General features: G+C 54.4%; 30 protein-coding genes and 1 tRNA gene. 13 read left to right on the forward strand and 18 right to left on the reverse strand.

From position 1 onward, the window contains the following. Window positions 1-6: 6 nt before the first annotated feature. The 5 genes from M0644_RS12595 to M0644_RS12615 form a co-directional block, all read right to left on the reverse strand. Window positions 7-1,827, reverse strand: coding sequence for a DNA polymerase III subunit gamma/tau (locus tag M0644_RS12595; RefSeq protein WP_286625960.1), 1,821 nt, complete (start codon window positions 1,825-1,827; stop codon window positions 7-9). 137 nt (window positions 1,828-1,964) lie between these two features. Further along, window positions 1,965-2,225, reverse strand: coding sequence for a TM2 domain-containing protein (locus tag M0644_RS12600; protein WP_286625962.1), 261 nt, complete (start codon window positions 2,223-2,225; stop codon window positions 1,965-1,967). A 134-nt stretch (window positions 2,226-2,359) separates the two neighbouring features. After that, on the reverse strand, window positions 2,360-2,812 hold the full coding sequence (gene ndhN, locus M0644_RS12605; protein WP_149821379.1) for a photosynthetic/respiratory NAD(P)H-quinone oxidoreductase subunit N: 453 nt from the start codon (window positions 2,810-2,812) through the stop codon (window positions 2,360-2,362). A gap of 69 nt (window positions 2,813-2,881) precedes the next feature. Next, entirely contained in the window at window positions 2,882-3,553 is a 672-nt protein-coding gene (locus M0644_RS12610) for a DUF1614 domain-containing protein (RefSeq protein ID WP_149821381.1), read from the reverse strand. 17 nt (window positions 3,554-3,570) lie between these two features. Beyond that, entirely contained in the window at window positions 3,571-4,815 is a 1,245-nt protein-coding gene (locus M0644_RS12615; protein WP_286625964.1) for a protein kinase domain-containing protein, read from the reverse strand. A 241-nt stretch (window positions 4,816-5,056) separates the two neighbouring features. Here M0644_RS12615 and M0644_RS12620 point away from each other — a divergent pair. The 4 genes from M0644_RS12620 to M0644_RS12635 all read left to right on the forward strand — a co-directional run bounded on the left by M0644_RS12620 (window position 5,057) and on the right by M0644_RS12635 (window position 7,995). Next, a tRNA-Thr gene (locus M0644_RS12620) sits at window positions 5,057-5,129 on the forward strand. 109 nt (window positions 5,130-5,238) lie between these two features. Next, entirely contained in the window at window positions 5,239-6,735 is a 1,497-nt protein-coding gene (locus M0644_RS12625) for a serine/threonine-protein kinase (protein ID WP_149821385.1), read from the forward strand. A gap of 10 nt (window positions 6,736-6,745) precedes the next feature. After that, window positions 6,746-7,501 (forward strand): MBL fold metallo-hydrolase, encoded by a 756-nt coding sequence (locus M0644_RS12630; protein ID WP_286625965.1) that lies wholly within the window; start codon window positions 6,746-6,748, stop codon window positions 7,499-7,501. Window positions 7,502-7,503: 2 nt separating this feature from the next. Further along, window positions 7,504-7,995: a phosphate-starvation-inducible PsiE family protein gene (locus M0644_RS12635; protein WP_286625967.1), complete on the forward strand. Its 492-nt coding sequence runs from the start codon at window positions 7,504-7,506 to the stop codon at window positions 7,993-7,995. Here the strand turns inward: M0644_RS12635 and M0644_RS12640 are convergent. Beyond that, on the reverse strand, window positions 7,972-8,832 hold the full coding sequence (locus M0644_RS12640; RefSeq protein WP_315863035.1) for a prephenate/arogenate dehydrogenase: 861 nt from the start codon (window positions 8,830-8,832) through the stop codon (window positions 7,972-7,974). The genes M0644_RS12635 and M0644_RS12640 overlap by 24 nt on opposite strands. 156 nt (window positions 8,833-8,988) lie before the next feature. Here M0644_RS12640 and M0644_RS12645 point away from each other — a divergent pair, with 156 nt between their 5' ends. Both M0644_RS12645 and M0644_RS12650 read left to right on the forward strand, forming a co-directional pair. Further along, window positions 8,989-10,116, forward strand: a complete 1,128-nt coding sequence (locus M0644_RS12645) for an HhoA/HhoB/HtrA family serine endopeptidase (protein WP_149821393.1) — start codon at window positions 8,989-8,991, stop codon at window positions 10,114-10,116. Window position 10,117: 1 nt separating this feature from the next. Further along, on the forward strand, window positions 10,118-11,380 hold the full coding sequence (locus tag M0644_RS12650; RefSeq protein ID WP_286625971.1) for a phospholipid carrier-dependent glycosyltransferase: 1,263 nt from the start codon (window positions 10,118-10,120) through the stop codon (window positions 11,378-11,380). Between the two features lie 2 nt (window positions 11,381-11,382). Here the strand turns inward: M0644_RS12650 and M0644_RS12655 are convergent, their stop codons facing one another. The 5 genes from M0644_RS12655 to M0644_RS12675 form a co-directional block, all read right to left on the reverse strand. Beyond that, window positions 11,383-11,745 (reverse strand): response regulator transcription factor, encoded by a 363-nt coding sequence (locus tag M0644_RS12655; RefSeq protein WP_149821397.1) that lies wholly within the window; start codon window positions 11,743-11,745, stop codon window positions 11,383-11,385. An 87-nt stretch (window positions 11,746-11,832) separates the two neighbouring features. Then, window positions 11,833-12,708 carry an energy-coupling factor ABC transporter ATP-binding protein gene (locus M0644_RS12660; protein WP_286625973.1) on the reverse strand — a complete coding sequence of 292 codons (876 nt, stop codon included), beginning with the start codon at window positions 12,706-12,708 and terminating at the stop codon, window positions 11,833-11,835. Further along, window positions 12,695-13,483, reverse strand: coding sequence for a cobalt ECF transporter T component CbiQ (gene cbiQ, locus M0644_RS12665; protein ID WP_286625974.1), 789 nt, complete (start codon window positions 13,481-13,483; stop codon window positions 12,695-12,697). Before cbiQ ends, M0644_RS12660 begins: the two co-directional genes overlap by 14 nt. A gap of 7 nt (window positions 13,484-13,490) precedes the next feature. Continuing rightward, window positions 13,491-13,796, reverse strand: a complete 306-nt coding sequence (locus M0644_RS12670) for an energy-coupling factor ABC transporter substrate-binding protein (RefSeq protein ID WP_149821403.1) — start codon at window positions 13,794-13,796, stop codon at window positions 13,491-13,493. Beyond that, on the reverse strand, window positions 13,789-14,565 hold the full coding sequence (locus tag M0644_RS12675) for an energy-coupling factor ABC transporter permease (protein WP_286625975.1): 777 nt from the start codon (window positions 14,563-14,565) through the stop codon (window positions 13,789-13,791). Before M0644_RS12675 ends, M0644_RS12670 begins: the two co-directional genes overlap by 8 nt. A 237-nt stretch (window positions 14,566-14,802) precedes the next feature. On the opposite strand from M0644_RS12675, the gene M0644_RS12680 reads away from it, so the two are divergent. Then, window positions 14,803-15,108 carry a cell division protein SepF gene (locus M0644_RS12680; protein ID WP_149821405.1) on the forward strand — a complete coding sequence of 102 codons (306 nt, stop codon included), beginning with the start codon at window positions 14,803-14,805 and terminating at the stop codon, window positions 15,106-15,108. A gap of 7 nt (window positions 15,109-15,115) precedes the next feature. Continuing rightward, window positions 15,116-15,502 (forward strand): hypothetical protein, encoded by a 387-nt coding sequence (locus tag M0644_RS12685; protein ID WP_286625976.1) that lies wholly within the window; start codon window positions 15,116-15,118, stop codon window positions 15,500-15,502. Here the strand turns inward: M0644_RS12685 and recF are convergent. From recF to M0644_RS12705, 4 genes are read right to left on the reverse strand one after another with little or no spacing between them, the layout of a single operon-like run. After that, window positions 15,441-16,580, reverse strand: a complete 1,140-nt coding sequence (recF, locus tag M0644_RS12690) for a DNA replication/repair protein RecF (protein WP_286625977.1) — start codon at window positions 16,578-16,580, stop codon at window positions 15,441-15,443. The two genes, M0644_RS12685 and recF, sit on opposite strands and share 62 nt — an antisense overlap. A gap of 10 nt (window positions 16,581-16,590) precedes the next feature. Next, on the reverse strand, window positions 16,591-17,079 hold the full coding sequence (locus tag M0644_RS12695; RefSeq protein WP_286625978.1) for a DUF427 domain-containing protein: 489 nt from the start codon (window positions 17,077-17,079) through the stop codon (window positions 16,591-16,593). A 47-nt stretch (window positions 17,080-17,126) separates the two neighbouring features. Beyond that, the gene (locus tag M0644_RS12700; protein WP_286625979.1) at window positions 17,127-17,780 is read right to left on the reverse strand and encodes a response regulator transcription factor; all 654 of its coding nucleotides are present in this window, start codon (window positions 17,778-17,780) and stop codon (window positions 17,127-17,129) included. A 7-nt stretch (window positions 17,781-17,787) separates the two neighbouring features. Next, complete coding sequence (locus tag M0644_RS12705) at window positions 17,788-18,996, reverse strand: M20 family metallopeptidase (protein WP_286625980.1); 1,209 nt, start codon at window positions 18,994-18,996, stop codon at window positions 17,788-17,790. A gap of 268 nt (window positions 18,997-19,264) precedes the next feature. Here M0644_RS12705 and M0644_RS12710 point away from each other — a divergent pair, with 268 nt between their 5' ends. Then, a complete protein-coding gene (locus M0644_RS12710; protein ID WP_024123956.1) occupies window positions 19,265-19,486 on the forward strand; it encodes a DUF4327 family protein in 222 nt (73 codons plus the stop codon). Window positions 19,487-19,529: 43 nt separating this feature from the next. On the opposite strand, the gene M0644_RS12715 is transcribed toward M0644_RS12710, so the two are convergent. Then, a complete protein-coding gene (locus M0644_RS12715; protein ID WP_286625982.1) occupies window positions 19,530-19,883 on the reverse strand; it encodes a hypothetical protein in 354 nt (117 codons plus the stop codon). A gap of 58 nt (window positions 19,884-19,941) precedes the next feature. Further along, window positions 19,942-21,483: a bifunctional pantoate--beta-alanine ligase/(d)CMP kinase gene (locus M0644_RS12720; protein WP_286625984.1), complete on the reverse strand. Its 1,542-nt coding sequence runs from the start codon at window positions 21,481-21,483 to the stop codon at window positions 19,942-19,944. Window positions 21,484-21,832: 349 nt separating this feature from the next. Here M0644_RS12720 and M0644_RS12725 point away from each other — a divergent pair, with 349 nt between their 5' ends. The 4 genes from M0644_RS12725 to cobO all read left to right on the forward strand — a co-directional run bounded on the left by M0644_RS12725 (window position 21,833) and on the right by cobO (window position 25,969). Continuing rightward, a complete protein-coding gene (locus M0644_RS12725) occupies window positions 21,833-22,153 on the forward strand; it encodes a hypothetical protein (RefSeq protein WP_149821421.1) in 321 nt (106 codons plus the stop codon). Window positions 22,154-22,224: 71 nt separating this feature from the next. Next, window positions 22,225-24,060 carry a flotillin family protein gene (locus M0644_RS12730; protein WP_149821423.1) on the forward strand — a complete coding sequence of 612 codons (1,836 nt, stop codon included), beginning with the start codon at window positions 22,225-22,227 and terminating at the stop codon, window positions 24,058-24,060. Window positions 24,061-24,415: 355 nt separating this feature from the next. After that, a complete protein-coding gene (locus M0644_RS12735) occupies window positions 24,416-25,363 on the forward strand; it encodes an RNA polymerase sigma factor, RpoD/SigA family (protein WP_149821425.1) in 948 nt (315 codons plus the stop codon). A 3-nt stretch (window positions 25,364-25,366) separates the two neighbouring features. Beyond that, the gene (gene cobO / locus M0644_RS12740; protein WP_149821427.1) at window positions 25,367-25,969 is read left to right on the forward strand and encodes a cob(I)yrinic acid a,c-diamide adenosyltransferase; all 603 of its coding nucleotides are present in this window, start codon (window positions 25,367-25,369) and stop codon (window positions 25,967-25,969) included. Here cobO and M0644_RS12745 read toward each other — a convergent pair. Then, a complete protein-coding gene (locus tag M0644_RS12745) occupies window positions 25,966-26,757 on the reverse strand; it encodes a PhzF family phenazine biosynthesis protein (protein WP_286625986.1) in 792 nt (263 codons plus the stop codon). The two genes, cobO and M0644_RS12745, sit on opposite strands and share 4 nt — an antisense overlap. Window positions 26,758-26,796 lie beyond the last annotated feature (39 nt).

Raw genomic sequence — 26,796 nt, forward strand, 5'->3', positions numbered from 1 at the left:
CAGCCCTTAAAACTCAAGCTCATCCTCTTCAGACGCTTCAGCAATTGGGATGTCTGGACTTTCTCCCTCATCGGGTAAGCGAATAACCACCCCGTTAAAGAATCGTGCCAGTTTTTCGGCAGATTCACGCACAGGATCCGGGTCAGTGGTGAGAGGGGGCGGGGGTGGAGTAGGGGTTGGTTCTATGGGGGGTGGCGGTGGTTCTTCCCGTGGTTGAGAGGGAATGACGACAGCGGAGTGCGGCGGCTCCTTAGCTTTTGGCGCAGGCGTGGTTTTGTGGGGTAGGGGGGCAATCTCAAAGGCAACTTTGATGCGGCGGCCTAGAACTTGGGAAAAGGCGGCTTCAATTTTGGCTTGGTTATTCTTCGTCAGATTTAACAGTGTTTGATTAACAATGCCGATGTGCACCTCGCGATCGCTCATTTGTCGCAGGTGACCATGTTGCGAGAGCAGAGCATAGGTACTCATTTGCATCTGTTGTAAGAGCTGTAATGCTTGGTGCCACACCTCTTCAGGATTCTCGGCTGGTGCTTCAGTGGCTGGCTCTGGTGGAAGCGTTGGTGCAACAGGGTCTTTAATTTTTTGAACCGGTTTGGCCTGTGACTCAGATTCCTTGGGAGGCGGTTCTGGGGTCTTAGCAGGCGCAGCTAGGGCTTGGGGTTCGGCCTTAGGCGTTGGGACGCTCCTGAGTTTTGGATCAGCGGTAGGCGTTACTGGCGTTGCAGCAGGCGGTGGAACCGTCTCTGTGATCAGCCCCAGAATACTAATTTCCAGCCAGAGACGGGGTTGATTGCTCTGTTTGACTTGACTTTCACAGGTGCGCAGATGTTGTTGGGCGTGCAGAATTTCCTCAACTGACCAGGCCTCAGCAAGGGTAATCAGTGCTTGCCATGTTTCCGCTGTCAGGGCTACCAAGTCCTGCCGTTCAGGAGCTGTCTTGGCCAAGAGCAGATCGCGATAGAGGCTGGCCAGATTTTGCAAAATCGTCAGCGGATCGCGACCCCGTTCCAGTAATTGGCGGGTGTGCTCAAGAACCGCCACCGCATCCTGACGGGCGATCGCCCCCAGCAATTGCCGCAGATCCTGTTCTGGTACTGCCCCAGCCAGTTGCCATACATGTTCTACCGTGATCCGTTCAGGATATAAGCTCAACTGATCCAGCAAGCTTTCAGCATCCCGCAGTCCCCCTTGGGACAATTGTGCCACCAGGGTCAAGGCCTGCGGCTCAATGTCAATTTGCTCCTTATCGGCAATGTGCTGAAGGTGGGCAACCATCTCCCCTAGGGGAATCCGCCGAAAATCAAAGCGCTGACAGCGGGAAATAATTGTTGGCAAAACTCGCTGCGGATCTGTGGTGGCAAGGACAAAGACCACATGGGGCGGCGGCTCCTCTAGGGTTTTGAGGAGGGCATTGAAGGCCGACACACTGAGCATGTGGCATTCGTCAATCACATAAACTTTGTAGCGACACTGTACTGGGGCAAATTGTGCCTTCTCAATCAGTTCGCGAATGTTGTCCACCCCGGTGTGGCTGGCAGCATCAATTTCAATCACATCTAAGCTAGTGCCATTGGCCACCTGACGGCAGACCTCACACTGGCCACAGGGATCGGGGGTAGGCTTGGGAGTCCTCAGGCAGTTGAGGGACTTGGCTAAAATACGGGCACTAGAGGTTTTACCCGTGCCGCGAGGACCACAAAAAAGATAGGCAGGGGCAATGCGCTCCTTGAGTAGGGCTTGGGTAAGCGTGGTGGCGATCGCCCCTTGACCCACTAGATCTGCAAAGCGTTGGGGACGATATTTGTGATGCAGGGGTTCGTAGGTCACTGCTGGGCTGCAATGGATATGCCAGAAGACGCTGGTGGGTAAATGCCGCGCATGTTATTCTAACAGGCCAACGATGGCCATAGGCTCGCTGTCGGCGATCGCCCCTCAGTCTCCCCCAATGGAACCAGCCCTAGCCCCTAGAACCAGCCTTTTTTACCCGCAATGTACGTTCTATAAAACTCTTCATCACTCTTGGTCAGGTAAATAATGCCCTCAATCAGGCCAATGATGCTCATGACAGGGGCAACCAAACCGCAGGTTAAAAGGCTCACCAACAGCATGATCAAGCCCTCGGTGTTGTAGCCCAGCACAAATTTGTGAATGCCCAAGGCACCCAAGAGAATACCGCAAATGGCGGCTGCAATTTTTTTCCCTGAAATATCGGAATTCGAGGTCATGGTTTCTTCCCCAATGGTTATTTTTGATACAGCGCGATCGCGCCCTCTTGGCCTACATCCTTCAGGGTTTCAGGGGGACTGTCAAGGGGCAAGTAGGCAGTTTGTTGATTGACGTTGAAGGTCAGGGTTAGGTTTTAAGCAGCAGCGACCCAATCAGCAAGGGGTTCCCAGCGCACAGTGCGATCGCCCCCCACTTCCACCACCACTTTGAACTTCGGTAGGGTTTGGGTTAACTGTGCCAAGTAGGCAAATTCTTGCCTTGAGAGGCGCTTGCCATCAATCAGCCAAAGCACCAGTCCCTTGGCATTGGGGGGCAGGTTTTCCAAGTGGTAGGTCACTAGGGGGGGCTGGAAATAAACGCGAATGTCTTCCTTGCCCGTGTGAGCCGGACGAATCCCGTGCGCTTGGGTCAGGTAGGCTGCCAAATCCCCCAAACCCGGTGCGCTCATGTGCAAGGTGGTATAGCCCTTGGAACGCAGTCGCCGTTGATAGCGACCCTCAAAGCCCCCCTCCGGCGGAACAAAGAGTGCCAGTGCCCCCGCCGATTCTAAATCTTTGACAAATTGATAGCCAGCCAGCAGACCCATAGATCTTTTCTCACAGGTTTTAGCATTCCATCCAGCACTTTATCATGGTCATTCCTACAGCGGGTATGCCTAAGTTAATAGCAGTGCAAATAGCCCACATAAGGCAATACCATCAAAGACACCCGCGCCACCAATACTCAGCACTCCCGCCGACATCCGCTCAATTTCCCGTAGGTGGAGTAAATCTGCACCAATCAGGGTTCCCAGCACACCTCCAGCAAAGGCAATGGGTGCCGCCGCTACGCCTCCAGAAATCAAAATGGCTGTCATTGCTGCTGTCAGGGGCGCGACCAAGGCATTCATTTGAATACCAATCCCCGGTACCACCTGAGCAGAGTAGTAACTGACAGCGGCCACAATTGCCGTCACCAAGAGAATCGCCAAGGGACTGACGCGGGTAAATTGATAGAGGGCTAGCACCGTCGGGATCAAGCCGCCCCCCACATTCAGTGCCACAATCGTCTTTTGCTCAATTTTGCGCAGGGGAATGCCCCAAAACCGACTTAACCAGAGTGCCTCAAAGTCGGGAACAATGGCCACCGTGGAGACCCGCTCATAGAGGGGGATATTAATCGTGCTGCCGAGAATCACAAGCAGCAGTAGCACTGAGGCAGCAGTGGGTGAAAAGCCCAACTTGGCAACGGCCACTTGTACAGCATCAAGAGCGATCGCTAGCCAAAGGAAAGGCAGCGACAGTAACAGCAGCACAAAAAGTAGAGCAGTAACAGGCAGATAAATCATAGGAATTGGCGATCACGTTAAACTTGCGAGGATTCTTGGGGCAGTGCCGCAAGGGCTTCCTTGAGGGCTTTAGCCAAGGCGATCGCGGAAGGATAGCGATCGGGCAACAGAGGAGCCGTAGCACGGTGCAACACCTGTTTCAAAGGGTAAGGAATCTCTGGGCGATCCGAAACATCAAGGCGATGAAAGCCATCACGGTGGTGATAGAAACGCATCGGACTATCCCCCAACAGCAGAAAGGCTAGGGTTGCGCCCACTGCAAACAGATCCGACTGAATGGTGGGTTTGCCCATCATCTGTTCCGGAGCACTGTAGCCCTCCACGGCAATGCGGGTGCCACCGGGGGAATGCCCCAGTTCTTTAACCGCCCCAAAGTCAATCAAAACAATTTGATTATCCCGCGATCGCACCAGTAGGTTACTGGGTTTGAGATCTCGGTGAATCACGGGTGGATCCTGATTGTGCAGATAGTCCAAGACACCGCAGGTTTGAATCATCCACTGCACCGCCTGAGGAATTGGCACCGTGCCATTGCGCAGTACCCAGCGCTCTAGGTCAATGCCATGAATGAGTTCCATGACCAAATAGCTTTTGCCATCTTCCACGAAAAAGTCATAAAAGCGGGGAATCCCTGCATGGTCAAGGAGCTGTAAGATGCGAGCTTCCCGTTCAAAGAGTTCCTGTGCCTTTTCATTGTCCTCCATATCAGACCGCAGTTCTTTGAGAACCCGCACCTCTGGAACCTTGCCAGTCCATCCCCCGGGGGGTTGCGCTTCACAGGCCAAGTAGGTTGTGCCAATGCCACCATGCCCTAAAAGGCGCAGGATGTGATAGTTGCGTACGGTGCGCTGCACATTGAGGGGTTGACCACAGTGAATGCAAAACAGATTCCCTGGCATATTACCGGCATGGGTACACTCACTGAGGGTGGGCGCACTGCGGCGAAAGGTTTGCTCATGGAATTCAAGAATTGGGCCTGTGGGTCCTAGCTGAATGAGACTGCCACTGGCAAGTTTGCTCTCGTCAACAAGGCGACCATCAACAAACGTCCCGATCGCCCCCAAACTTTTGAGATACCAACGCCCGATATTTTCTGGATCCCGATAGCAAGACAGTTCAGCGTGATAGCGACTAATGAGAATATCATTGAGAATCACATCATTGTCTGCGGCACGGCCAATACGAATAGTCGTTTTAATCGGGAAACGCCATGTTTTGACCGGAGTGCGTTTCCAAGGATCTAACAGGTGCAGAATAATCACGGGTGTGGAACTGCCACAGCAAACTCATCGAGATTTAGCCTATTCTCCTACACTTTGCCGATGTCTGCAGTGTTTTGCAATAAATCATAAACAGCTCAAGATGCCAAGGCTAACTGTTCTAACTGAGCATGCAGCCTTATTTTAGACTGTCTATCTGGCTTGGCAGTGCGCAATTGTTTATGAAAGAGACTATAGTCTTGGATTTCTCACTACTGCCAAAGCGTAGTACACTAGGGGTAGTGCTGGTGTAGCTCAGTTGGTAGAGCAACTGACTTGTAATCAGTAGGTCGTCGGTTCGAGTCCGACCATCAGCTTTGATCCACTTTCACTCATTTCAGCACAATAGGGCTTGTCCCTTAGGCCAAGCGTTGCTGCCGACAACAGGTCTATCATGATCAAGGAAACGATCGCGCCACCTCTGCCATGCTTGTCTATTGCACCCGTCCCTACTGTCGTTGTCCCCAAAACGATGTTCCAGACTTAGACAACCCCAACAAACGGTACAGTCGTGTGGCTGAACGCTTTTGTACGGCCTGTGGGATGCCCTTGATTCTACGGGGACGATACGTTGCAGAGCGGGTTCTGGGTCAGGGGGGGTTTGGGGCGGCCTATCTAGCGCGGGATTTGGATACCCCCGGTCGGCGCGAATGCGTGATCAAGCAATTTCGCCCCAACGTCTCCGATCCCCAGAGTCGGCAAAAAGCTCAGGAACTCTTTGAGCGGGAAGGGCAAGTCCTTGAGGAACTGGGACAGCATGCCCAAATTCCCGACTTGCTGGCATTTTTTGCTGAAGAGGTTCCCAGTGCCAATGGCCAAGGAACAGAGCAGTATTTCTACTTGGTGCAGGAATATATTGACGGCGAAACCCTCGAAGATGAACTGGCTCAAAAGGGATGCTTTAGTGAGGAAGAGGTGCGGCAGGTGCTGCGGGAACTCCTACCCGTGTTGCAGTACGTCCATGACCACGGCTCGATCCACCGTGACATTAAGCTCTCAAATATTATGCGCCAGCACCCCAGCAAGACAAAGTTTCCCGGCCAAGGGCGGCTCTATCTGCTGGATTTTGGTGCGGTGAAGCAGATTTCCCAAGCGGGGGGACAGCAAGGACACTTTACGGGTATTTATACCCAGTACTATGCGCCACCGGAACAAGCACGGGGGGAACGGGTCTATCCCAGTTCAGATCTCTATGCCTTAGCAGTGACTTGTATCATATTGCTGACCGGCAAAGATCCCAGTGAGCTATTCGACGCCTATAACAACCGCTGGCATTGGCATTCCTATGCCCAAGTCAGTCCACAACTGCAAGCCATTCTAGATCGCATGCTACAACCTGCTCCTAGCGATCGCTACCAATCAGCGGCAGAGGTCTTAGCGGACTTAAATGCTTACTCTACCCCCGCCCCACCACCGCCCCCACCGCCACAACCAGTAACAGTAGCACCCCCTTCCCCGCCACCCGTAGTGTCACAACCGGCACCCCCTCCTTCACCTGGACCGGTGACGCCACCGACCAGCACACCACGTCCGAAAGCAAAACCGCCCCGCCAGCCTGCGCCTCCCTTACCGGCATTGAAAATTCTCATTGGTGCTGGCTTTACGGGCTTTGAAATGACGGCCTTGGGGTTGATGATTTTTAGTTTGATGACCGCTTGGCAGTTGCCTGTTGGTGTGAGTGCGGGGTTGATTGGTGCTCTATTTGCCTTTTTGGTGTTTTTGCAGTACAAACGCTGGATTGAACACTGGGAGCAGTTGATCATTGCGGTCATTTCAGGGGCAGTTCTTTTTTTTGTCCCCCTCTTGCAAGCAGGCCTAGGGGGTGTGACAGCGCTGCTCATTTGTGGTTTAGTGGGGTTGGGTTGCATGGTTATGGGCAACATTTTTTTGCTGATTTACAATATCTTGGCGCGGTTGCTGTAGGAGCGGGGCAATGCAGTTAACGTGGTTGGAGAGCAATACTTGGTTGTGGGAGTTAGGTTATACGCGGATTTTGGTTGATCCGTGGTTTGTCGGGGCACTGACTTTTGGCAACACGCCTTGGCTGTTTCAGGCGGAGCGATCGCGCCCCTGTGCCATGCCAACCGATGTGGATGTCATTTTGCTTTCCCAAGGGCTACCGGATCACTGCCATGAACCTACCCTCCGCACCTGCGATCGCGCCCTACCGGTCATTGCCTCCCCCAGTGCCGCCAAAGTTGCCCAGGGCCTTGGCTTTGAAACAGTGATTGCCCTTAGCCCCCACCAAACCTACACGTACCGCGATCTCACAATTCAAGCCACGAAGGGCGCTAGTATCGGCTCTCGTCAACAGGAAAATGGTTACGTTCTGCGCTGGGGCACTCAAAGTCTCTACTATGAACCCCACGGCTGTCATGATTTGTGGCTGCGCACCTACGGCAAGGTGGATGTGGTGATTACGCCGCTGTTGGATGTCTGTTTACCCGTGGTGGGGGCGATTCTCAAGGGGGGCAAAACGGCATTGGAATTGGGGCAATGGCTTCAGCCCAAGGTGATGATCACCACCGCTGGCAATGGTACCCTCCGTCTTCAGGGATGGCTACCGCGACTGCTCTCGGTCAAAGGCACCCTTGAGGAACTGCAAGTGTCGTTTCAGCGGCTAGGCCTCAACACTCGTTTGGTGGAACCAGTAGCCTACACTCCCCTTGTTCTTCTGGCTGAGCTCTAGGGATGCGACGCTGGCTACGGCCTTTGATTCTCTTTTGGCAAGAGGTAATTCTTCTACTTCAGGACAATCAGCGGTTTTTGCAGTTGCTCAGTCAGATTGAGGGGATCGCGACTCGGGTGCTGGCGATCGGGATGCTGCTGGTGGTCATCGTCGCCATTATTGATTTGGGGCGGATTCTGACCGTGGAGCTATTCTCACCCCCCTTGGGACAGTTTAGCCTTGAACTGGTGAAAATCTTTGGCCTCTTTCTCAATGTGCTTGTGGCTCTGGAGATTCTTGAAAATATCACCGCCTACCTGAAAACCCACGTCTCGTCGCAAATCGTTGAGCTAGTAATTGTCACGTCTCTAATTGCCATTGCCCGTAAAATTATCATTCTGGATATTGGCCAACCGGAAACGGTGGCAAAGCTCTTGGGGCTGGCGATCGCCATCTTGGCCTTGTCTGCCAGTTACTGGATTGTGCGTCGCCTAAACTACCGGCGGCGTCCCTGAGGGATAGACCTGCTCGCGGTAGGCTTGTGCCTGTTCTAGGGTTGTTTGCAGCCGCTCCCAGTCCTCCTGCTCCACTTGGCGAATCAGATCATCAAGGGTGGCACGGTAGTGAATCAGGCAGTGGCGCAACGCCGCGCGGTTATATTCCGCCATCATCCGTCCCAACTCTGGATTGCCGCCGCCAACACGGCTGGTATCGCGAAAGCCGGAGCTAGCCAACTGCTGGGCAAGCTTCCGAATCGGCTCATTGGCTTCTTGGGCATTCGCAAGAATCAGTGCTGCACTCACGAGGACAGGAAGGTGGGAAATCCAAGCAACAGCGCGATCGTGATCCGAGGGGGTGGCATAGAGTAGCTTGGCACCGAGATCATTGACCACACCAGCCACACAGTCAATGGCCGCACTGTCAGTGTAGAGGGTTGGGGTGAGAACATAGGGGGCATTCTCAAAGAGATGGGCTTGCGCCGCTTCAATGCCGGATTCTGCGGTACCGGCCATCGGGTGCCCACCGACATAGCAAGGCCAGAGTTTTTCGAGGGCGGGGACAATTTCTCCTTTGACGGATCCCACGTCTGTCAGCACTGTTTCTGGACTGAGGTAGGGGGTAATGTCCAAGGCGACACTGAGAATGCTGCCAATGGGGGGACAGAGAAACACCAGATCAAGGGCACGCAAAATTTCTGGCTCCGTACTGCCCCAGTCAATGGCACCCTTGGCGATCGCCCGCTCACAGGTTTCCGTCCGCCGACTCAGCCCAACCACATAGTGCCCCTTTGCCCGCAGATCAATGCCCAGTGAACCACCAATGAGTCCCAGCCCGACGATGCCAATCCGCAGCATAGTGCCCCTAAACTTGAATACTTTTACGATTGTGACATTGATTCTTGTTCTGAGGGACATTCCCCTCCTATGCAGATTTGTGCTTTGGATTCACAGCCAGAGGGGGGGGCTTCGATACAATCAGAAATGAATCTGTTGCGCTTTAGGCCACCAATGATGAAACGCCTTGCCCATTTGCTTCAGCAGACCCTCAAATGCTGCCTTGGCCTTGCCCTTGTTTGGTGCCTCAGTAGCGGTACACCGGTGTGGGCAGCAGCAGCTCACCATAGTTTTGTGGCAGCCGCAGTGGAGCGGGTTGGCGATGCGGTTGTTCGCATTGATACCGAACGCACGATTGTGCGCCCAGCGGATCCCCTCTTGAGTGATCCCTTCTTTCGCCAATTTTTCCCCGGTTTAGCCTTGCCCCCTCAAGAGGATCGGCTGCGGGGTCAGGGGTCGGGGTTCATCATTGATCCCAGTGGCATTGTTATGACCAACGCCCATGTGGTGAGTCAAGCAGATACGGTAACAGTGCGCCTCAAGGATGGCCGCGTCTTTGAGGGCGAGGTGCGCGGCGTGGATGAGGTATCTGATCTAGCGATTGTCAAACTCAAAGGGGTCACCGAACCACTACCCACTGCGCCCCTTGGCGATTCCAGTGACGTGAAAGTGGGGGATTGGGCGATCGCCGTCGGGAATCCCCTTGGCCTTGATAACACCGTCACATTGGGCATTGTCAGTACACTCCACCGTTCCAGCGCCCAAGTGGGTATCCCCGATAAGCGCCTTGATTTTATTCAAACGGACGCGGCCATCAACCCCGGCAACTCTGGGGGGCCGTTGCTCAACGAAGAGGGAGAAGTGATTGGCATTAACACTGCCATTCGTGCCGATGCCATGGGGATTGGCTTTGCGATTCCAATTAATAAGGCCAAAGCGCTGCAAGAACGCCTGATTCGCGGTGAAAAAATTCAACACGCCTACATTGGCATTCAAATGACCACCTTCACGCCAGCAATGGCCAAGGAAAACAATGCTAACCCCAACTCACCAGTGATTCTGCCAGAGGTCAATGGCGTTCTTGTCCTGCAAGTGTTGCCCAATACACCGGCGGCAAAAGCCGGTCTGCGCTGGGGGGATGTGATTACAGCCGTGGATGGGGAACCGATTACCAGTGCCGATCAGTTGCAGGGGATTGTTGATAGTGCTGCTGTGGGGCAAGTTCTCAACCTGACCGTTCAACGGGGCGATCGCAGCCAACGGATTGCGGTGCGGACAGCGGAGTTGCAGGGAGCGGCTTAGGATGCCCTTGGGGCTACTGCTGCTGTGGCTCTTTGCCCTTGCCACCCGCTTTTGGGGGCTGACTCGCTTTCCCACACTGGTATTTGATGAGGTCTATTTTGCCCGCTTTGGCCACAACTATCTCGCCGGTGTTCCTTTCTTTGATGCCCATCCGCCTTTGGGAAAATACCTGATTGCCCTGAGCATTTGGCTGGGGGGCGGCTTTCACCCTTGGGGCTATCGCTGGTTGAATGCCCTGATGGGATCACTGATTCCCATAGCGGTGGCAGTGTTGGCCTATCTCCTGACGCGGCGATCGCGAGTGGCACTGTTATCGGGACTCTTTATTGCCCTCGATGGCCTCTTTTTGGTGGAGTCCCGCTATGCTCTCATCAATATCTCCCTTGTCCTTTTTGGGGTGGTGGCACAGATTCTCTGGTTGTGGGGGCTGCGCTACCGAGGAAGGGGGCGATCGCTCTGGCTGATGGCCGCAGGTGTTGCCTTTGGCGCCTGTGGGGCAGTGAAGTGGAGTGGCTTGGGATTCCTGTTGGGGGTAGGGCTTTTCTGGCTTCTCCAGCAGAGGTTACCGCTGCCTGCTGAATGGAAGACCACTTACCAGTGGTGGCAGATGTGCCTGCTACTCCCCGTTGTCGCCTTTGTGGTTTATACCCTGCTCTGGCTACCCCATCTCCAGTTTCATCTCCACCAGAGCCTACTTGACCTCCATCGCCAAATGTTTAACTTTCATCGCAGTGTTGCCAGTACTGCCCATCCCTACTGTTCGCCGTGGTGGTCTTGGCCGCTCTTGCTGCGCCCCATGAGCTACTTTTTTCAGCGGGTGCAAACCCTCAGTGAACCCGTGCCGGTCATTGGCCCGCCCCTACCACTGGCAGATACGCAATGGGTTTATGCCGTCTATGCCCTCTTTAATCCCCCCCTGCTGTGGCTGGGCACCTTGGCCACGGTGGCTCTTGTCCCCCTTAGCTTGACCACAACCGCAGGTCGTTTTGTGCTCTTAAACTATGCTGCCAATCTCTTGCCCTGGGCACTGGTGAGCCGCTGTGTTTTTATCTATCACTACCTCCCCGCTGCCCTCTATAGCTTTATGGCCTTGGCCTTGGTCTGGGAAGCCAGCCGCGATTGGGGAGTTTGGGCACGCTGGGCACGCATTGCCGTCCTCGGGGTGGTTGTTGGGGGCTTCCTCTACTGGCTGCCCCTTGACTTAGGACTACCCCTGACGCCCCAAGACTTTTTTAGGCGGATGTGGTTGCCGTCTTGGATTTAGGACTATCCTAGGAGTTGTTTAACAGTGGCAATGAGTTCTGCAGGATCAAAGGGTTTGGTGATGTAGGCATCCACCCCCTGCTTTTTACCCCAGTGAATATCAAACTCTTCGCTTTTGGTGGTGCACATGATCACGGGCACACTTTGGCAAGCCGCTTCACCCTTAATCCAGCGGCACAGTTCGTAACCATTCATGCGCGGCATCACCACATCCAGAATCACCAAATCAGGACATTGAGCCTTGATCTTTTCTTGGGCTTCGATACCATCCTCGGCCTCAACAACGTCATAGTTCTGCTCTTTCATCAGCTGAACAATCATTGCCCGCAGGGTGGGGCTGTCATCAACAATCATAATTGTAGCCATACAGTTTTATATGTGCCGCTGATCGGTAAAGGGTATCGCTCCTATTATGCCCATTGAACAGCACTTAGCGACAGAACCGAGAGGGGTTTAAGGGGGACCGTTTTGTAAAAGGCTCTGAAAAAGGGCTATCAATTCTTGGCTGCAGTCCGCCACCGTACGGGGAAAGGGGCGATGCTGTCGCCATGAGGCGGGGAATTGTTGCCACAGGGCAAGGAGGGTGGGTGTTCCAAGTTCAGCAGCAAGGGTCGGCCACTGCCCAAAGACATGGGAAGCACGATCGCTCACCACTACATGACCATTGGCCAAAATCATGATCCAGTCGGCCCAGCCATAGGCAAAATCAAGATCATGGGTGGCAATCACAATCGTGGTTCCCTGCTGGTGGATTTTCTCTAGAACCCGCCCCAGTTGCTGCCGTTGCTGAGAGTCGAGATAGGTGGTGGGTTCATCGAGCAGTAATAGCGTCGGTGCTAAGGCCATTACTCCAGCCAGTGCCACCCGCCGTTTTTGCCCCAAACTCAAATGATGCAGGGGGCGATCGGCAAGCTCCACTAAATCAAAGTCCTGTAGGGTTTGGTACAAACGCGCTTCGATTTCGGCGGTGGGTAGGTCTAAGTTGTACAGCCCATAGGAGATGTCCTCCGCCACGGTGGCTGCCACCAGTTGCTGTTCGGGGTCTTGAAAGGCCAAGCCAATGCGTTGACGCCACTGCCGCAGTCGCTCTGGTTGATGGACGAGCCGTTGCCCTTGCCAGTAAATTTCACCGCGATCGCGCCGATAGAGGGCCGCTGCCAGATAAAAGAGCGTTGATTTGCCTGAGCCATTCAGCCCCAAAAGGGCAACTTTCTGTCCCGCCTCTAGGGTAAAGGAGCAGTCTTGCAGCACGGGGGTAGTGGTATTGGGATAGCGAAAGCCAACCTGATGAAATTCCAGTAGCGGCACAGACATCTCAGGTGATTGCATTCAGCAGAATGAGGGCACCGCCACCAATGACGATTTCAAGGCCATAGCGTTGCGAATAGGCATAGGACTGGGGGCGCAATACCCGAAACTGCCCCTGAAAGCCACGACTGAGCAGGGCAAGGTTCACCTGTTCATAGCGGTACAGAGACTGCTGCAGGAGTTGAGCCGCCAACAGGCTCACACTAACGAGCCAGCGCGATCGCCGTTGATAGCCGCCCCGTGCCCGCTGCGCCAATTGCAGCGTGAAAGCGGTTTCTAAGAGGGTGAAGATATAGCGGTACATCAACATCAGAATATCGAGGATGAAATGGGGAACCCGCCAGCGTTCGGCCACACTCAACAGGGCTGGAAAGGGGGTCGTCAATAAAATCAATAGTAAACAGGTGCTGGCAACCATTGTCCGCAGTCCTAGGGTTAAGCCTTGGTGCAATTTCTCGGCACTGATAAAGAACGACCAGCCCATTAGGGAGATGTCACTGAGAACCACTTGCCCCGAAGCCCGTAAAGTCTCCGTCGGGATGATTTGTACCACTAACCCCGGCAAACTCACCAGCCAAAACGCAGCAACTGTGGCTAAGAGGGTGAAATAAACCCGCCACGGAATGCGGGCATAGCCGAGAATCCAAAAGCTCAGCCACAGCCAAAGCAAACTCTGGACAAGGGGGCGAGCAAAAAACGTCAATAACAGGCTGGCGATCGCGAAAATCAGCTTTTGTTCAGGGTGCAGATGCCGCAGACCATTGGTATAGGCATAGGTATCGAGGTGATGGTGCATTGACTGCTCAGGACTGTTGCGATTTTGAGGCGGCGGCTGCCTTTTGGCGATGGCGTTCGCGGTACTGACCCAAGATAAACCCCATGACCCCTGCACCCAATGCCGCTTGAAGGGCAAAAAGCAGTGACTCGACTTCGGCGCTGGGGGGTTCAAACAATGGCTCTGCCCAAGGTTCAAAGTCTGGCGCCACCTCGCTAATTAACGCTTCGGCTTGGGCATCGGCACCTTCAAAGTCACCCTTAACCAGCAGGAGGGGAAGTGTACTTAAGAGAATTGCGCCGCCCAATAGGAACGCCACTGTTTTTTTATTCATTGGATTCCCCTCCAGGCAAGAGTTTTAAGGTTTGCAATTCTGCTGTGCAGTACGTGGTCAACCAGTTCCACACCAACACCGTGAGTAACCCTTCACTGATCGCTAGGGGAATCTGCGTCACAGCAAAGAGCGCCGCAAACTTGGCAAAAGCCGTCGCCACCCCACCCATACTATCGGGAAAGGCCAATGCCAATTGTAAAGAAGTCACCGAGTAGGTGGCCAAGTTACTGATCAGAGCAGCACTAAAAATCGCGATCGCTGGCTTAGTCGTGGCACGGGACATCCCCCAATAGGTCAACCCAGCCACCCAAGGTCCCACCACCGCCATCGAAAAGCCATTAGCGCCTAGGGTGGTCAGGCCGCCATGGGCAAGGAGCAGGGCTTGAAAGAGCAGCACCAATGTTCCCAAGACGGTCATCAGCGGTGGCCGAAAGAGAACGGCTCCCAAGGCAATCCCCATCGGATGGGAAGAGCTACCCGTAACGGAAGGAATCTTCAACGAAGAGAGGACAAAGGCATAGGCACCGGCTAAGGCAATCAGCAGGGTTGACTCTGGTTGCTGTTGAATCTGTTGTCGCAGTGCCCATAGTCCCCATGCCAAAAAGGGTAAAAAAACCAGCCACCAGCCCACTGCCCAGCCAAGGGGCAAAAACCCCTCGCTAATGTGCATCGCCAAGGCGGGGTGAGGACTCGCGACCACGAGATACGCGCTCAGAAGGGCGATCGCCCCAAGGGAGCCATATCGCTTCGCTTGGCTACGTTTGATCATTGAGACATTCCTAAACCTAAGTGCGCCTATTCTAGTGCGCAACCAGTAACTTGCCTATGCCCAGTGGGGGCTGCAACCGATATTAGAAAGAGCTATGCATGCTCAAAAATTCACGCAGTGCCAAGACTGTAAGGCTGGAATTTGCATAAATTTTGATGTAGTCGGTATAACAGGATGAAGTCTAATGTCATTATTGAATCGTAGGTACTGTTGCTATGTTCCCAGGGGGGAGTTGTCATGAGTGAACTGACTGCCTTTGGTCATTCCTTGAGTAGTGGCTATGAAGTAGTGGTGATCAAACCGCAGTCCCTCAGTGATACGACCCTGATCGTTCAAGCGCTGCGGGCTGACAAGGCAGTGATTCTCAACCTAGAGCACCTCGATGTCACCGAGGCACAGCGCATTTCTGATTTTGCCGCTGGTAGTACCTATGCCATCAATGGCCATCAATCGCGCCTTGGGGATGGTGTCTTTCTCTTTACGCCCAACGTGATTAATATCCAAGAATCCACAGCGGCACCGACACCCGCTGGACTGGCCTAAGCCGTTCATGAATCCTGCAGATCTGCTCACCGTCAGTGAGTGTCAAGAGATTGATCAACTGCTCTTACCGGCCGCAGATCGCTTTGCCATTCGAGTAGCGGTGTATGCCCAGCGCTATCTGCGAGCTAAGACTGAGGGAAACCCCCTCGAAGCCCTGACGGAAGCCCAAGTCTATGAACTCGTTGCTGCCGATCCCCAGTTGCAAGCGGAGGAGCAGCGCCAAGGGGGATTCATGACGTGGTACGGCCAAATTCTGATCAGTGCCCTCAAGCAACTGCGGCAAATTGCTGCAAGGGAGGGGGTGCCCATTGCCGAGCTAACCGTTCCCCAGATTAGTTGCTGGTTTCAGCAGCAGTGTCAGGCACGCTTGCGATCGTCCCCGCCGTCACCTTGAGAATTTGGGCATGCTTGCGCCAGGGGGTGGCAAAGGGGGCAAGGTGGGTGGTGGTAATCAGCGTTTGGTAGCGATCGCCCATCACCTCTAATAAAATTCCCTGCCGCTGCAAATCCAATTCGGCGAGGACATCATCCAACAACAAAAGGGGAGTGTCGCCCACCACACTTTCCACAAGAGCCAGTTCCGCCAGTTTCAGCGCCAATACCAGCGTGCGCTGCTGCCCTTGGGAAGCAAATTGACGGGCACTTTGCTCATTGAGGCACAAGCCCACATCATCACGGTGCGGTCCCACCAGACTGGTTTTTTGCAGCAGTTCAATGGCGCGGCGAGCGGCCAAGGCCTCATTAAAGGCAGCCACAATCGCTTCAGAGGTGCCATCCCCAAGGGGCACATGGCTCTCATAAGTCAAAGTGAGTGTCTCGCGATCGCCACTCAACACGCGATGCCACTCCTGAGCCAAGGGTGCCAAGCGTTCAATGAGGCGCTGTCGGCGGCGGATAATGCGGGTGCCATTGATCACCAATTGCTGATTCCATGCCTGCCAGAGGGCTTCATCCCATCCTTGGCTGCCGGCCTGTTTGAGGAGAGCATTCCGTTGGCGCAGGGCTTTTTGGTAGGTTTGCAGCAGTTGGCTATAGAGGGGTTCCAATTGCACCAAAATCCGATCCAACCAGTTGCGGCGAATGGCCGGTGTGCCCCGCACTAGTTCCAAATCCAAGCAGGAAAATTCCACTGCATTGAGTTGCCCCAGAAATTCCGCCGTGCGCTTAACGGTACAGCCATTCACCTGTAGGACACGGCCTGCGAGCGGTCGCAAACTCACCGCCAGATCAAGGGGGATGCCTTGGCGCTCTAGGGTGGCTTCAATTTGGGCACTCTCTTGTCCCTGCTGAATAAGGTCGCGATCGCGATGGGTGCGATGGGATTGCAGTGTGGCCAGCCACTCCACAGCCTCTAGCAAATTGGACTTGCCTTGGGCATTGTCCCCAACGACGATGGTTTTTGGCGCAGCAAACGTCACCGATTGCTCGCTGTAGTTGCGAAAGTGGCGCAGATGGAGTGATTTGAGAAACACTTAGCAGCCCTTACCAGCCCCAAGTCCCCGGTGTCCCCTTAAACGGGCCGACAATGTCCGGAGTAATCCAGCCGCCATAGAAGCCCCCCGGTTGCGGAATCACCACTACACCATCCACGGTGCATTCATCCATCAAAGCAGCATAGAAGGCAATGTAGTTGCAGATTGGCGCAAAAGCAGGGGTAGGTTTGGGATAGTACCAAGCTGCATTATCCGCTTGGCGATCGCCCACCTTGACGTGGTAGTAGGCGCCTTGTCCTTTCCACTCGCAAAAGGTTTGCCGTGCTGAGGGCAGCAGATACTGCGCCTGTACATCCTCTGGCGGAAAGTAATACACTGGGGGATGACTGGTTTCTAATACCCGCTGTCCCCGCTGGGTGTCGGCAATCACCACACCATTAAAGACCACCCGCAGGTGTTTTGAGGTGGGTTCAACACGGGGCGGACGGGGATAGTCCCAAACCGATTCTTGGCCGGGGGCAGGGGGAATCCGTTGCATCGGGTTTCAGTTCCTCAACACTCTTCCTTGACGGTAACAGCTATGGCTCAAGCTTGGGAACTGGTTTGTCGCTCCACCAAGCCCTGTTCAATGGCCAGTCGCACCAGCTCAGCCCGATTGTGAACCGCTGTTTTTTGAAAGAGACTACTGACGTGCTTTTCAATCGTTCGGGCGCTCAAGTGCAGGCGATCGCCAATCTGGGCATTGGAGAGTCCCGCCACCAGCAAAGCCAAAACGTCCTTTTCCCGCTGCGTCAGATCAACCCTAATCTGCTGGGTTTTCGGGGTTGAGAAGGGCTGCTGTCGGTGCTGCCACTCCATTTGTACCAGTTGTGCCCGATCGAGTAGATTACGCACCACCGCTGCCAACTCATTGAGGTCAAAGGGCTTGGAGAGATAGACATCGCCCCCGGTGCGATAGGCGCGAATCCGCTCTTCTAGTTCTGTGCGTGCCGTTAGGTAAATCACTGGCAGTAAGCGTAACGAGGGATGCTGGCGCACCTGCCGCACCAACTCATAGCCATTCATATTCGGCATGGCAATATCCGTAATCAGCAGGTGAGGCTGATAGCGGTGGATCATTTCGAGGGCTTGGGCACCATCTCCCGCCGTCAGACAACAGTACCCTTCGGATTCCAAAAAGCGACTCACCGACAGGCGGATGCCGGGATCATCATCGGCAATAAGCACTGTGAGGGACATAGGAAATTTAGGTCTCCACTAGACCACAGTATTTCTCCACACAGCGGACAAACAGCTCAACCCCAATACTTAAAACAGTTTCGTCAAAGTCAAAGCGGGGATGGTGGTGGGGGAAATCTAACCCCAGTGTGCCATTGGCCGACCCCAAAAAGAAGTAGCAGCCCGGAACCGCTTGCAGGAAAAACGACATATCCTCAGCCGCCATCGTTTGACAGTGGGACGTGACCCCAGCCGGCACCTCAACCACCGATTCAGCAACAGAGCGCACTAATTTCGCCATCTTGGCATCGTTGACGGTGGGGGGATACATCCGCTCATAGTGAAAGCGATAGGTGGCACCATGACTCTGACAGATACCCGCAATCACCTGTTCAATGCGCTGGGGTAGCCAGTCCCCCAACTCTGGCTTAAAGTATCGCACTGTTCCCCGAAAGGTCGCGGTATCGGCAATCACGTTCTTGGCGGTGCCCGCATGTACTGCCCCCACGGAGATCACTGCCGTCTCTAGGGGATCCACGTTGCGCGAGACGATAGTGTGCAAGGCCGTAATGATCTGGGCAACAACGAGAACCGTATCCACCGTAAATTGGGGTAAAGCGGCGTGTCCCCCCTTGCCGTGTACTTCACACTCAAAGAATTCCGCTGCCGCCATCAACGGCCCACTACGCACCCCCACCGTACCAACGGGCAGAAAATTCCAGAGGTGCAGGCCAATAATGCCATCCACTTTGGGGGCATCGAGAACTCCCGCTTCAATCATGGGTTTAGCCCCACCGGGACCTTCTTCCGCTGGTTGAAAGATGATTTTGACCGTACCAGCAAAATCGCGGTGCTCAGCAAGGTATTTCGCAGTCCCAAGGGCGATCGCTGTGTGACCATCGTGCCCGCAGGCGTGCATTTTCCCCTCATGGAGAGAGCGGTAGGGCTTATCGTTTTCCTCCTGCACTGGCAGCGCATCCATATCGGCGCGAATCGCCAGCACTGGCCCCGGTCGCGATCCCGGAATCACGGCCACAATTCCCGTTTCCGCAATACCCGTGCGATGCTGAATGCCCCATTGCCGCAGTTTCTCACTGACAAAGGCCGCCGTCAGGTGTTCTTGAAAGCCCAATTCTGGTCGCTGGTGCAAATAGCGTCGCCACTGCACAAGTTCGGGTTGGAGGGCGGCCACCTCTGGGCGCAGTTGGCAGCTCAATTGGGGAAGATGGAAAGCCATGGGGCAGTCTTTAGATTTTGTTTGGCATTGCCTTTCTCTAGGATAAACGATGCTCTGGGGCAGTGACAGTCAATGTAACTTCAAGAACAGGTGAGGCGCCACTCGCTTCCACCAGTGGTAGGATTTTTTGGTCAGAACCCCCTGACTTAGGAAACATTTGTTATTATGACAGGTAGCTCCCTAGGGCAAAAGTTAAAATAGTTCAGTATTGGATATTACACTTTGCCAATTCTGAATCCTAGGGTCTCTTCAGCCAAACGAGGATGTTATGGTTCAATCCCTTCAATACTCCATCGAACTCGTCAAAGATGAAGCACGACGACTGGTGGCCAAAGGTGTGGTGAGTCGGCAGCAGCCCATTTACACCCTCTGCCAGTTTGTGCCCGTTCGGGAGTGGCCCCTCATTGAGGCAGAGCTAGAGCGCTGTGATTTTATGCTGCGCGATCGCATTGGCGACCTCATTGGCCGTGAGTGCTGGGACAACGACTAAAGAGCAATCATTAAGGGCACCTACTTCCCGTAATGCGCAAATCCTAGGGCGTGGGTGCCTGAGAATCCTGCTGTAGGTCTTGGCGAATGGCGCGCAGCGTTTCGAGAAGCGTTTGAATATCTGCGGCTAAGTCAGCACTCTCGCGAGGAGCAGGCTCAGGGGTCGAAGAGGGTTGCTGCTGTTGGGCAATGAAGGTTTGAATCAGTTCCCGTGCTTGCGCTTCGGTGAGGCGGCCTTTCTCAGCACAGACGGTGGCAAATTGGCGGGCATCCACCCGCAGTTGCGTCAGGTATTCTTGGCGTTTGGCCTCATCCTGTAGGGATTCAATGGCAGCAGCAGCCGCTCCAATACCGGTGTAGTAGAGTTGTTGTACAAGATCGAGGGGATTGCGATCCATAGAAATGTGCTCGGCGTGAACTCTCCTCTGCTACTGTACGGGAAATCTCCCTTGCTCATCAAGGTTGAGGAAAGCGACTGCGGTAGAGATGGACAATTTTACTCACTACCTCATCGATCCCCAAGTTGTCCGTACAGACTTCTATGGCATCGGCAGCTTTGCGAAAGGGGGCGTAGGTGCGTTGCTGATCCGCTGTGTCGCGAGCGGTAATCTGAGCGAGCAATTCCTCATAGGAGAGGTCGCATTGTCCCTGCTGTTGTAATTCCTGCCAGCGGCGCTGGGCACGCTCTTCGGGCGAGGCCGTTAGGAAAATTTTCAAGCCCGCCTCGGGAAAGACGTGGGTACCAATATCACGACCTTCGGCAGCAATGCCCCCATTGGCTCCGATCGCCCGCTGTTGTTGTACCATGAGCCGTCGCACACCCCGCAGGGCGGCAATTTGGGACACTCGCTGCGTCACCTCTAGGGAACGAATCGCTTGGCTGACCTCGCGATCGTTGATCCACACCCGTGTGGGTTGAGGGGGATCGCTGCTCTCAAGACGCAACTGACAATGGGCGATCGCCTCTACGACGGCTGGCTCATCCCTGAGATCAATGTTATTTGCCAAGCACCACCAAGTTACTGCTCGATACATGGCACCGGTGTCAAGGTACTGCAACCCTAGGGCTTGGGCTGCTAGTCGCGTCACGGTTGACTTCCCCGCGCCGGCAGGGCCATCCACGGCCAGAATCGGCAGGCGGCGATCCAATAGGCAATTGTCAATGAGGCGCGTTTGCCCCACCCAACCCGCGATCGCCAGCAGTCCCACGGTCTCAATGCGTTCCAAGGGCACAAGGGTCTGGGGATGCACCAATTCGGCATAGTCGAGGCGCAACTGGGGAAACTGGCGCAGATGGTGGTGCACCTGCTCTAATAGCTGCTTAGCTTCAAAGCAGCCCTGGCGGAAGGCGGTGGTGGCTACCTCTAGGCTCTGACTTAGGGCTAAGGCGGTGGCGCGATCGCCCGCACTGAGGTATTGATTACGGGAACTGAGGGCAAGGCCATCGGCATCACGGACAATGGGGCAGCCAATGATCTCCACGTCCAGATTCAAATCCGCCACACAGCGGCGAATAATTGCTAACTGCTGGGCATCCTTTTGGCCAAAATAGGCGCGATCGGGCTGCACCAAATGCAAGAGCTTCAGCACAATTGTTGCTACCCCGCGAAAATGGCCGGGGCGCGATCGCCCACAGAGGCGTTCTGTTAATTCCCTTGGTGGCTCAACTACCGTCAGACTCTCCATCCCCGCTGGATACAGTTCAGCCACACTGGGCACAAAGAGCAGATCCACCCCTAACTGCTGACAAAGCGCCGTATCAGCCTCAAGGGCACGGGGATAGCGCTCCAAATCCTCTTGGGGACCAAACTGAAGCGGGTTGACAAAAATACTGACAACGACCACATCACACTCTTGCCGTGCCCGCTGGATCAAGGCGGCATGCCCCCCATGCAGTGCCCCCATTGTCGGTACAAAACCAAGGGTGGTTGCGGGAGATAATGTGCCAAGGGCAGCCTGTAAACCCGCCGTGGTGGTCAAACGGTAAAACGTACCCATAGAGTGCTTCGGGGGCGATCGGTGCAGTTTTGATACAATCTGTCATATTACAGCCCTTTTCACACCGAGAGAAGACACGCCAGCTTCTGAAAGCCACGATCACAGAGGCGGGTTTGGTGGATCCCAATGTTAGAAAAGGGCTGTCCAATGCCCGTGCCCGCTTTTTCTAACCAAAGTTTGTACATTTGTTGCAAGGGCTTTAATCTTGGGGGCAGGTTTTCTAAAATTCAGGTACCTTCGTTTCTCTGTACTTGCCAACCCTGTCACGCAACCTCCGTTTTACTCCCCCTGAGCCAAAAGCTTATTTTTTAACTGGAACTGTTCAGCATACGCCGCGAGGATAGCCCCTATGGCCAATGAACTACAAAACGGCTTACAAAAATACCGTTTCGTCTGCACCCTCACCTTCGGGGATATTTATGGCCAAGTCATTGTTTGGCTGATTGTGATCTTTATTGGTTTGGCCGCATCCCTTACCCTCTACAACAATCCCGTGCAGGCGTTTCTGGTCGGGGGGCTAATTTTGGTCTTAACCTTGCCCTTTTTGCTCTTTGCCTTTGTCACGACACTGCTCAACCATATTGAAATGCGACCTGTGACAGTCACAGAGAAGAAAAAGCGCAAAGATGCCGCCGTGGCCTCAACCACTGAAGTGGCTCCAGCGAATTAAAGAACCCTTAAAAATAGCGGGCGATCGCCCCCAAAATGCCACACTGAAATTAACGCTGAGGGGGCAGTTCTATGCTTTACTGGCTGACATTTTTGCAGGCATTACCGACACCAGAATTGCCAGCACCCCCCCGCACCCAAACCAAAGCCACGGTACTGGCCGAGTCTCCCCCCATTGTCATGGGTAATCTGGGTGGGCTGCTCTTTTTTCCCGGTGTGATTGCCGGCATTGTGATTTTGCTGCTCCTGAGCATTTGGGCTTACACGCGCGTCTATGTCATTACCCCCAACAACGAAGCCTTTGTGCGCACAGGGGGGATTTTTGTTAAGAAAAAAACAGTCATTCTCAATGGTGGCTGCATTGCCCTGCCGGGGTTCCATGAGTTGACACGGGTACCGCTGCGGGAAATCTCCATTGACGTAGAGCGAACGGGCAAATTGGCGGTGCGCACCCAAGATTATCTGCGGGCTGATATGCGGGTCACCTTTTATGTCTGCATCAATGCCACCGAAGAGGATGTCCTCACTGCCGCCGCTCGCCTTTCGCAAAATAACCGCATTACCCCCGAAGACATCAAGAATGCCCTTGAAAAACGGGCGGACGATGCCATTCGCGCAGCTGCAAAACACAAGTCCCTTGCTGAAATTGACTCCGACAAACTGGGGTTTGCCCAAGAGGTACTCAACCTGATGCAGCAGGATCTGCAAAAAGTTGGACTCACCCTCAACAACATTGCCATCTCAGAAGTCCAAGAGAGCGACACCTACGACGAAAACAACTTTTTTGATGCTCAGGGGGTGCGGCTGCGCACAGAAACGATTCAACGCTCGATTCAGCAAAAGCGGGAAGTCGAACTCTCAACCCGGGTAGCGATCGAACAAAAGGAACTGGATGCCCAAAAACGCTCCCTGCAAATTGAAGAGGAAAAAGAAGCGGCACTGTTGAGCCAACGCCTGAAGGTGGAAGCCCTAAAGGCGCAGCGGGAGCGGGAAATTGAGGAGGCCAAAGCAGCAGAGGCAGCCGCGATTCAGCGGGCAAAGTTGCTCCAAGCCCAAGCGGTTGAGGAAGAAGAAATCCGCAAAAGACTCGCCATCCAACAGAAGGAAATTGAGGCCAGCATTGAACTGGAGGAAAAAAATAAACTCCTCAAGGTAACGCAAGCCCAGCAACAGCAGGAGGCAGAAATCGCCGAGATCAGTCGCCAGCAGCAGGTGGAGGCCAACCGTTTGCAAGCGCAGGTGGCCATTGCGGAGTCCGAGCGTCAAGCGCGTCTTGCCCAAGAGGATGTGGCGATTGCCGTTGCCACCAAGAAAAAAGAAAGTCTGATTGCCGAAGCCGAGCGGGCACGGGCAGAATCTGCGGTCACCACCGCCATCGAAGTGGAAAAAGCCAATCGCCAGAAAAACCTAGCGATTATTGCCGCAGAGCGGGAAGCGGCTGAAAAACGGGTGCTAGAGCAAAACGTTGTGGAAATTGATGCCTTTCGGCGGCGGCGGCAAGCGGAAATTGCCCAACAGGCAGCGGAACTGGAGGCGGCAGCGATTCGCACCCTTGCGGCGGCCAACCGTGATAAAGCCCTTGCTGAAGCTGAAGGGATGGAGGCCATGCTCGCGGCCAAAAATGTGATTAGCAACGCTAACTTGACAGCTCAAGTGATTACAGCCCTCTGGCCAGAACTGGCACCGCAACTGCCACAAGTTCTCCAAGCCCTTGCCCCGCAACCGGGGGTGATTGGCGATGCCAAAATTTATACCTTTGCCAACGGGGGCACCCCTGCTGATCTCAATAAACTGCTCCTAGCCACTAGCGGGCTAGCCCTGATCAATGCCCTTTTTGAGGAGGGGAAACTGGGGCAGTTGTTAGCACAAATTAAATCCCTACTCCAGGAAAATACATCTCATTCCTAAGACGCGACTGCATACCCCTAGCCGCGAGAATGGATAACTCTTCAGTAGGGCTGAGGCGTGAACTAAAGATTTATTAACTCCGTCTGTATTTTCAAAATTCATAGAGACTTTTCAATGGGGCAAATATAAAAAAAAGATTAAGAACCGCCAAAGGTCGGTGTTAGTATTCCGATGAACAGATTTAGAAATGTTAAGATTCTTAATATATGTAACGTATCTCCGAAAACGCTGTTAAAGCACCGTTGGCTTGGCCGCGATCTTTAGCAGGGGCGATCGCCCATCCTATAGAGAAAACGATATTCCTAGGCCTTGGACGAATCACTGCTGTCAACCTTGAGAACGAGCGATAGGGACTATGGATACCTCAAAAGATTTAGTGCGCACTTACCTACGGGAGATTGGCCGTGTGCCATTGCTCACCCACGAACAGGAAGTGATCTACGGCAAACAGGTGCAGCAGCTTGCCGCTATGAACGAGATTCGCGAAAAGCTCGCAGCAGAACTCAACCGTGAACCCACCCGTGCTGAATGGGCCGCCGCCGCCAACATGAGTGAAGCAGAATTAGAGACAATTATCGAAAATGGTGAGCGCGCCAAACGGAAAATGGTGGAGGCCAACCTGCGGCTGGTGGTTTCGGTTGCCAAAAAGTACATCAAGCGCAATGTGGATCTGCTTGATCTAATCCAAGAGGGCACAATCGGGATGCAGCGGGGGGTAGAAAAATTTGACCCCACCAAGGGGTATCGTTTCTCCACCTATGCCTACTGGTGGATCCGCCAAGCCATTACACGGGCGATCGCTGAAAAGGGGCGCACGATCCGTCTGCCCATCCACATTACCGAAAAGCTGAACAAAATCAAAAAAGCCCAGCGACAACTGTCCCAACGCCTTGGTCGCGCTGCCACGATTAATGAACTGGCGGCAGAACTGGAATTAACCCCTGCCCAAGTGCGGGAATATCTTGAACGGGCGCGACAGCCCCTCTCCCTTGATGTCCGTGTCGGCGATAATCAGGATACGGAGTTGGGGGAATTGCTCGAGGATCCTTCCATTTCACCGGAGGAGTTTGCCGCTCAATCCTCGTTGCGCAGTGACCTTGAACGGCTGATGGCAGATCTGACCCCGCAGCAACGCCATGTGCTCTCCCTACGCTTTGGCCTAGAGAATGGCCAGCCCCTCACCCTTGCCAAAGTGGGCGAACTGCTCAACATCAGTCGCGAGCGGGTACGGCAAATTGAGCGGGAAGCCCTCAGCAAACTCCGCAAACGCCGCGGCGATATTCACGAGTACCTTGCCAGCTAGCCCATGCTCACTGACGAACAGCACCGCCAAAAAATGCAGCAGCGCAAAGCCGTGCAGGCCCAACGCCTCGCGGAGCGCACCCGTGAAAAAGGTCTCATTATTGTCCATACGGGCAACGGCAAGGGCAAAACCACGGCGGCACTTGGCATGGTGCTGCGTTCCTTGGGGCATGGCTATCGAGTGGCAATTATTCAATTTATCAAGGGGGCGTGGGAGCCAGCGGAAAAAGCGGTTCTTAGCCATTGGTCAGACCAACTGGCCTTCCATGCGATGGGGGAGGGCTTTACATGGGAAACCCAAGACCGCCAGCGGGATATCGCCTGCGCCCAAGCCGCTTGGGAACTTGCCCTCAGCTACATCACCAACCCCGAGTACCGCTTGGTACTGCTCGATGAAATTAATGTCGCCCTCCAGCTGGACTACTTAAACGTGGCACAGGTGCTCGAGGGACTTGCCCGCAAGCCAGAAATGACCCATGTGATTCTCACCGGACGCGGTGCTCCCCCAGCCCTGATTGACGCCGCAGATCTGGTGACGGAAATGACCCTTGTCAAGCATCCCTTTCGCGAACAGGGCGTTAAAGCCCAGCCGGGGATTGAATTCTAAAGCAGGAGTTCCCCAGCGAAAATCGTAACCGCCTGACCCAATAGCCGCAGGCGATCGCCCCCTTGGGGTTGCATTTTAATCACGCCGCCCCGGACGGAGGCTTGATAGGCAATGAGTTCCTCTTGACCGAGCTGGGGTTGCCAGTAGGAATAGAGGCTACAGTGGGCAGAGCCAGTGACGGGATCCTCTGGGATGCCCAATTGGGGGGCAAAAAAGCGAGAGATGATGTCATATTTCTCGCCACGGGCGGTCACAATCAATCCCCGGCAGGACAGGCGGGCAATCTGGTCAAAATCAGGTTTCAACTGTGCTACCGCATCGGCATCGGCCAGTTCCACCAGCAGATCGCTCCCCGCTTGCCCCATAAACACCGGCGTTGTCCCGAGCGCTGCAATGATTGAGGCTTGCACCTGCTGATCCGCAAGGGGCATTACGGGCTGCCGCGGAAAATCAAGGGCGATCCAATCCCCAAGGCGCTGGGCACGCAGGAGACCGCTGCGGGTGTGAAATTCTAGATCCCCCACCACCCCCTGATGCTGCCAGAGGACATGGGCCGTTGCGAGGGTGGCATGACCACAGAGATCCACTTCTGCCACAGGGGTAAACCAGCGCAGGTGAAAGCCACTGGCCAGCGGTACGACAAAAGCCGTTTCCGAAAGATTCATTTCGCGGGCGATCGCCCCCAAGGTTGCATCCTCAAAAAACGTCCCTAGGACACATACGGCCGCCGGGTTACCCCGAAAGGGTTCTTGGGTAAAGGCATCAACTTGGTACAGTGGTAGCGGCATCCGACCCCCGAAAACCGTAAAATCAATCCTGTAGATCGA

The organism is Thermosynechococcus sp. B1, assembly GCF_030322985.1.
GTDB lineage: Bacteria > Cyanobacteriota > Cyanobacteriia > Thermosynechococcales > Thermosynechococcaceae > Thermosynechococcus.

Coding starts and splice junctions, on each gene's coding strand:
- cobO (WP_149821427.1), top strand. CDS start 25,367: ATGCTCACTGACGAACAGCACCGCCAAAAAATGCAGCAGCGCAAAGCC.
- M0644_RS12650 (WP_286625971.1), top strand. CDS start 10,118: ATGCCCTTGGGGCTACTGCTGCTGTGGCTCTTTGCCCTTGCCACCCGC.
- M0644_RS12715 (WP_286625982.1), bottom strand. CDS start 19,883: ATGGATCGCAATCCCCTCGATCTTGTACAACAACTCTACTACACCGGT.
- M0644_RS12735 (WP_149821425.1), top strand. CDS start 24,416: ATGGATACCTCAAAAGATTTAGTGCGCACTTACCTACGGGAGATTGGC.
- M0644_RS12710 (WP_024123956.1), top strand. CDS start 19,265: ATGGTTCAATCCCTTCAATACTCCATCGAACTCGTCAAAGATGAAGCA.
- M0644_RS12670 (WP_149821403.1), bottom strand. CDS start 13,796: ATGAATAAAAAAACAGTGGCGTTCCTATTGGGCGGCGCAATTCTCTTA.
- cbiQ (WP_286625974.1), bottom strand. CDS start 13,483: ATGCACCATCACCTCGATACCTATGCCTATACCAATGGTCTGCGGCAT.
- M0644_RS12745 (WP_286625986.1), bottom strand. CDS start 26,757: ATGCCGCTACCACTGTACCAAGTTGATGCCTTTACCCAAGAACCCTTT.
- M0644_RS12700 (WP_286625979.1), bottom strand. CDS start 17,780: ATGTCCCTCACAGTGCTTATTGCCGATGATGATCCCGGCATCCGCCTG.
- M0644_RS12730 (WP_149821423.1), top strand. CDS start 22,225: ATGCTTTACTGGCTGACATTTTTGCAGGCATTACCGACACCAGAATTG.
- M0644_RS12695 (WP_286625978.1), bottom strand. CDS start 17,079: ATGCAACGGATTCCCCCTGCCCCCGGCCAAGAATCGGTTTGGGACTAT.
- M0644_RS12660 (WP_286625973.1), bottom strand. CDS start 12,708: ATGCAATCACCTGAGATGTCTGTGCCGCTACTGGAATTTCATCAGGTT.
- M0644_RS12645 (WP_149821393.1), top strand. CDS start 8,989: ATGATGAAACGCCTTGCCCATTTGCTTCAGCAGACCCTCAAATGCTGC.
- M0644_RS12635 (WP_286625967.1), top strand. CDS start 7,504: ATGCGACGCTGGCTACGGCCTTTGATTCTCTTTTGGCAAGAGGTAATT.
- M0644_RS12630 (WP_286625965.1), top strand. CDS start 6,746: ATGCAGTTAACGTGGTTGGAGAGCAATACTTGGTTGTGGGAGTTAGGT.
- M0644_RS12600 (WP_286625962.1), bottom strand. CDS start 2,225: ATGACCTCGAATTCCGATATTTCAGGGAAAAAAATTGCAGCCGCCATT.
- M0644_RS12610 (WP_149821381.1), bottom strand. CDS start 3,553: ATGATTTATCTGCCTGTTACTGCTCTACTTTTTGTGCTGCTGTTACTG.
- M0644_RS12720 (WP_286625984.1), bottom strand. CDS start 21,483: ATGGGTACGTTTTACCGTTTGACCACCACGGCGGGTTTACAGGCTGCC.
- M0644_RS12655 (WP_149821397.1), bottom strand. CDS start 11,745: ATGGCTACAATTATGATTGTTGATGACAGCCCCACCCTGCGGGCAATG.
- M0644_RS12675 (WP_286625975.1), bottom strand. CDS start 14,565: ATGATCAAACGTAGCCAAGCGAAGCGATATGGCTCCCTTGGGGCGATC.
- M0644_RS12685 (WP_286625976.1), top strand. CDS start 15,116: ATGAATCCTGCAGATCTGCTCACCGTCAGTGAGTGTCAAGAGATTGAT.
- M0644_RS12625 (WP_149821385.1), top strand. CDS start 5,239: ATGCTTGTCTATTGCACCCGTCCCTACTGTCGTTGTCCCCAAAACGAT.
- M0644_RS12680 (WP_149821405.1), top strand. CDS start 14,803: ATGAGTGAACTGACTGCCTTTGGTCATTCCTTGAGTAGTGGCTATGAA.
- M0644_RS12725 (WP_149821421.1), top strand. CDS start 21,833: ATGGCCAATGAACTACAAAACGGCTTACAAAAATACCGTTTCGTCTGC.
- ndhN (WP_149821379.1), bottom strand. CDS start 2,812: ATGGGTCTGCTGGCTGGCTATCAATTTGTCAAAGATTTAGAATCGGCG.
- M0644_RS12705 (WP_286625980.1), bottom strand. CDS start 18,996: ATGGCTTTCCATCTTCCCCAATTGAGCTGCCAACTGCGCCCAGAGGTG.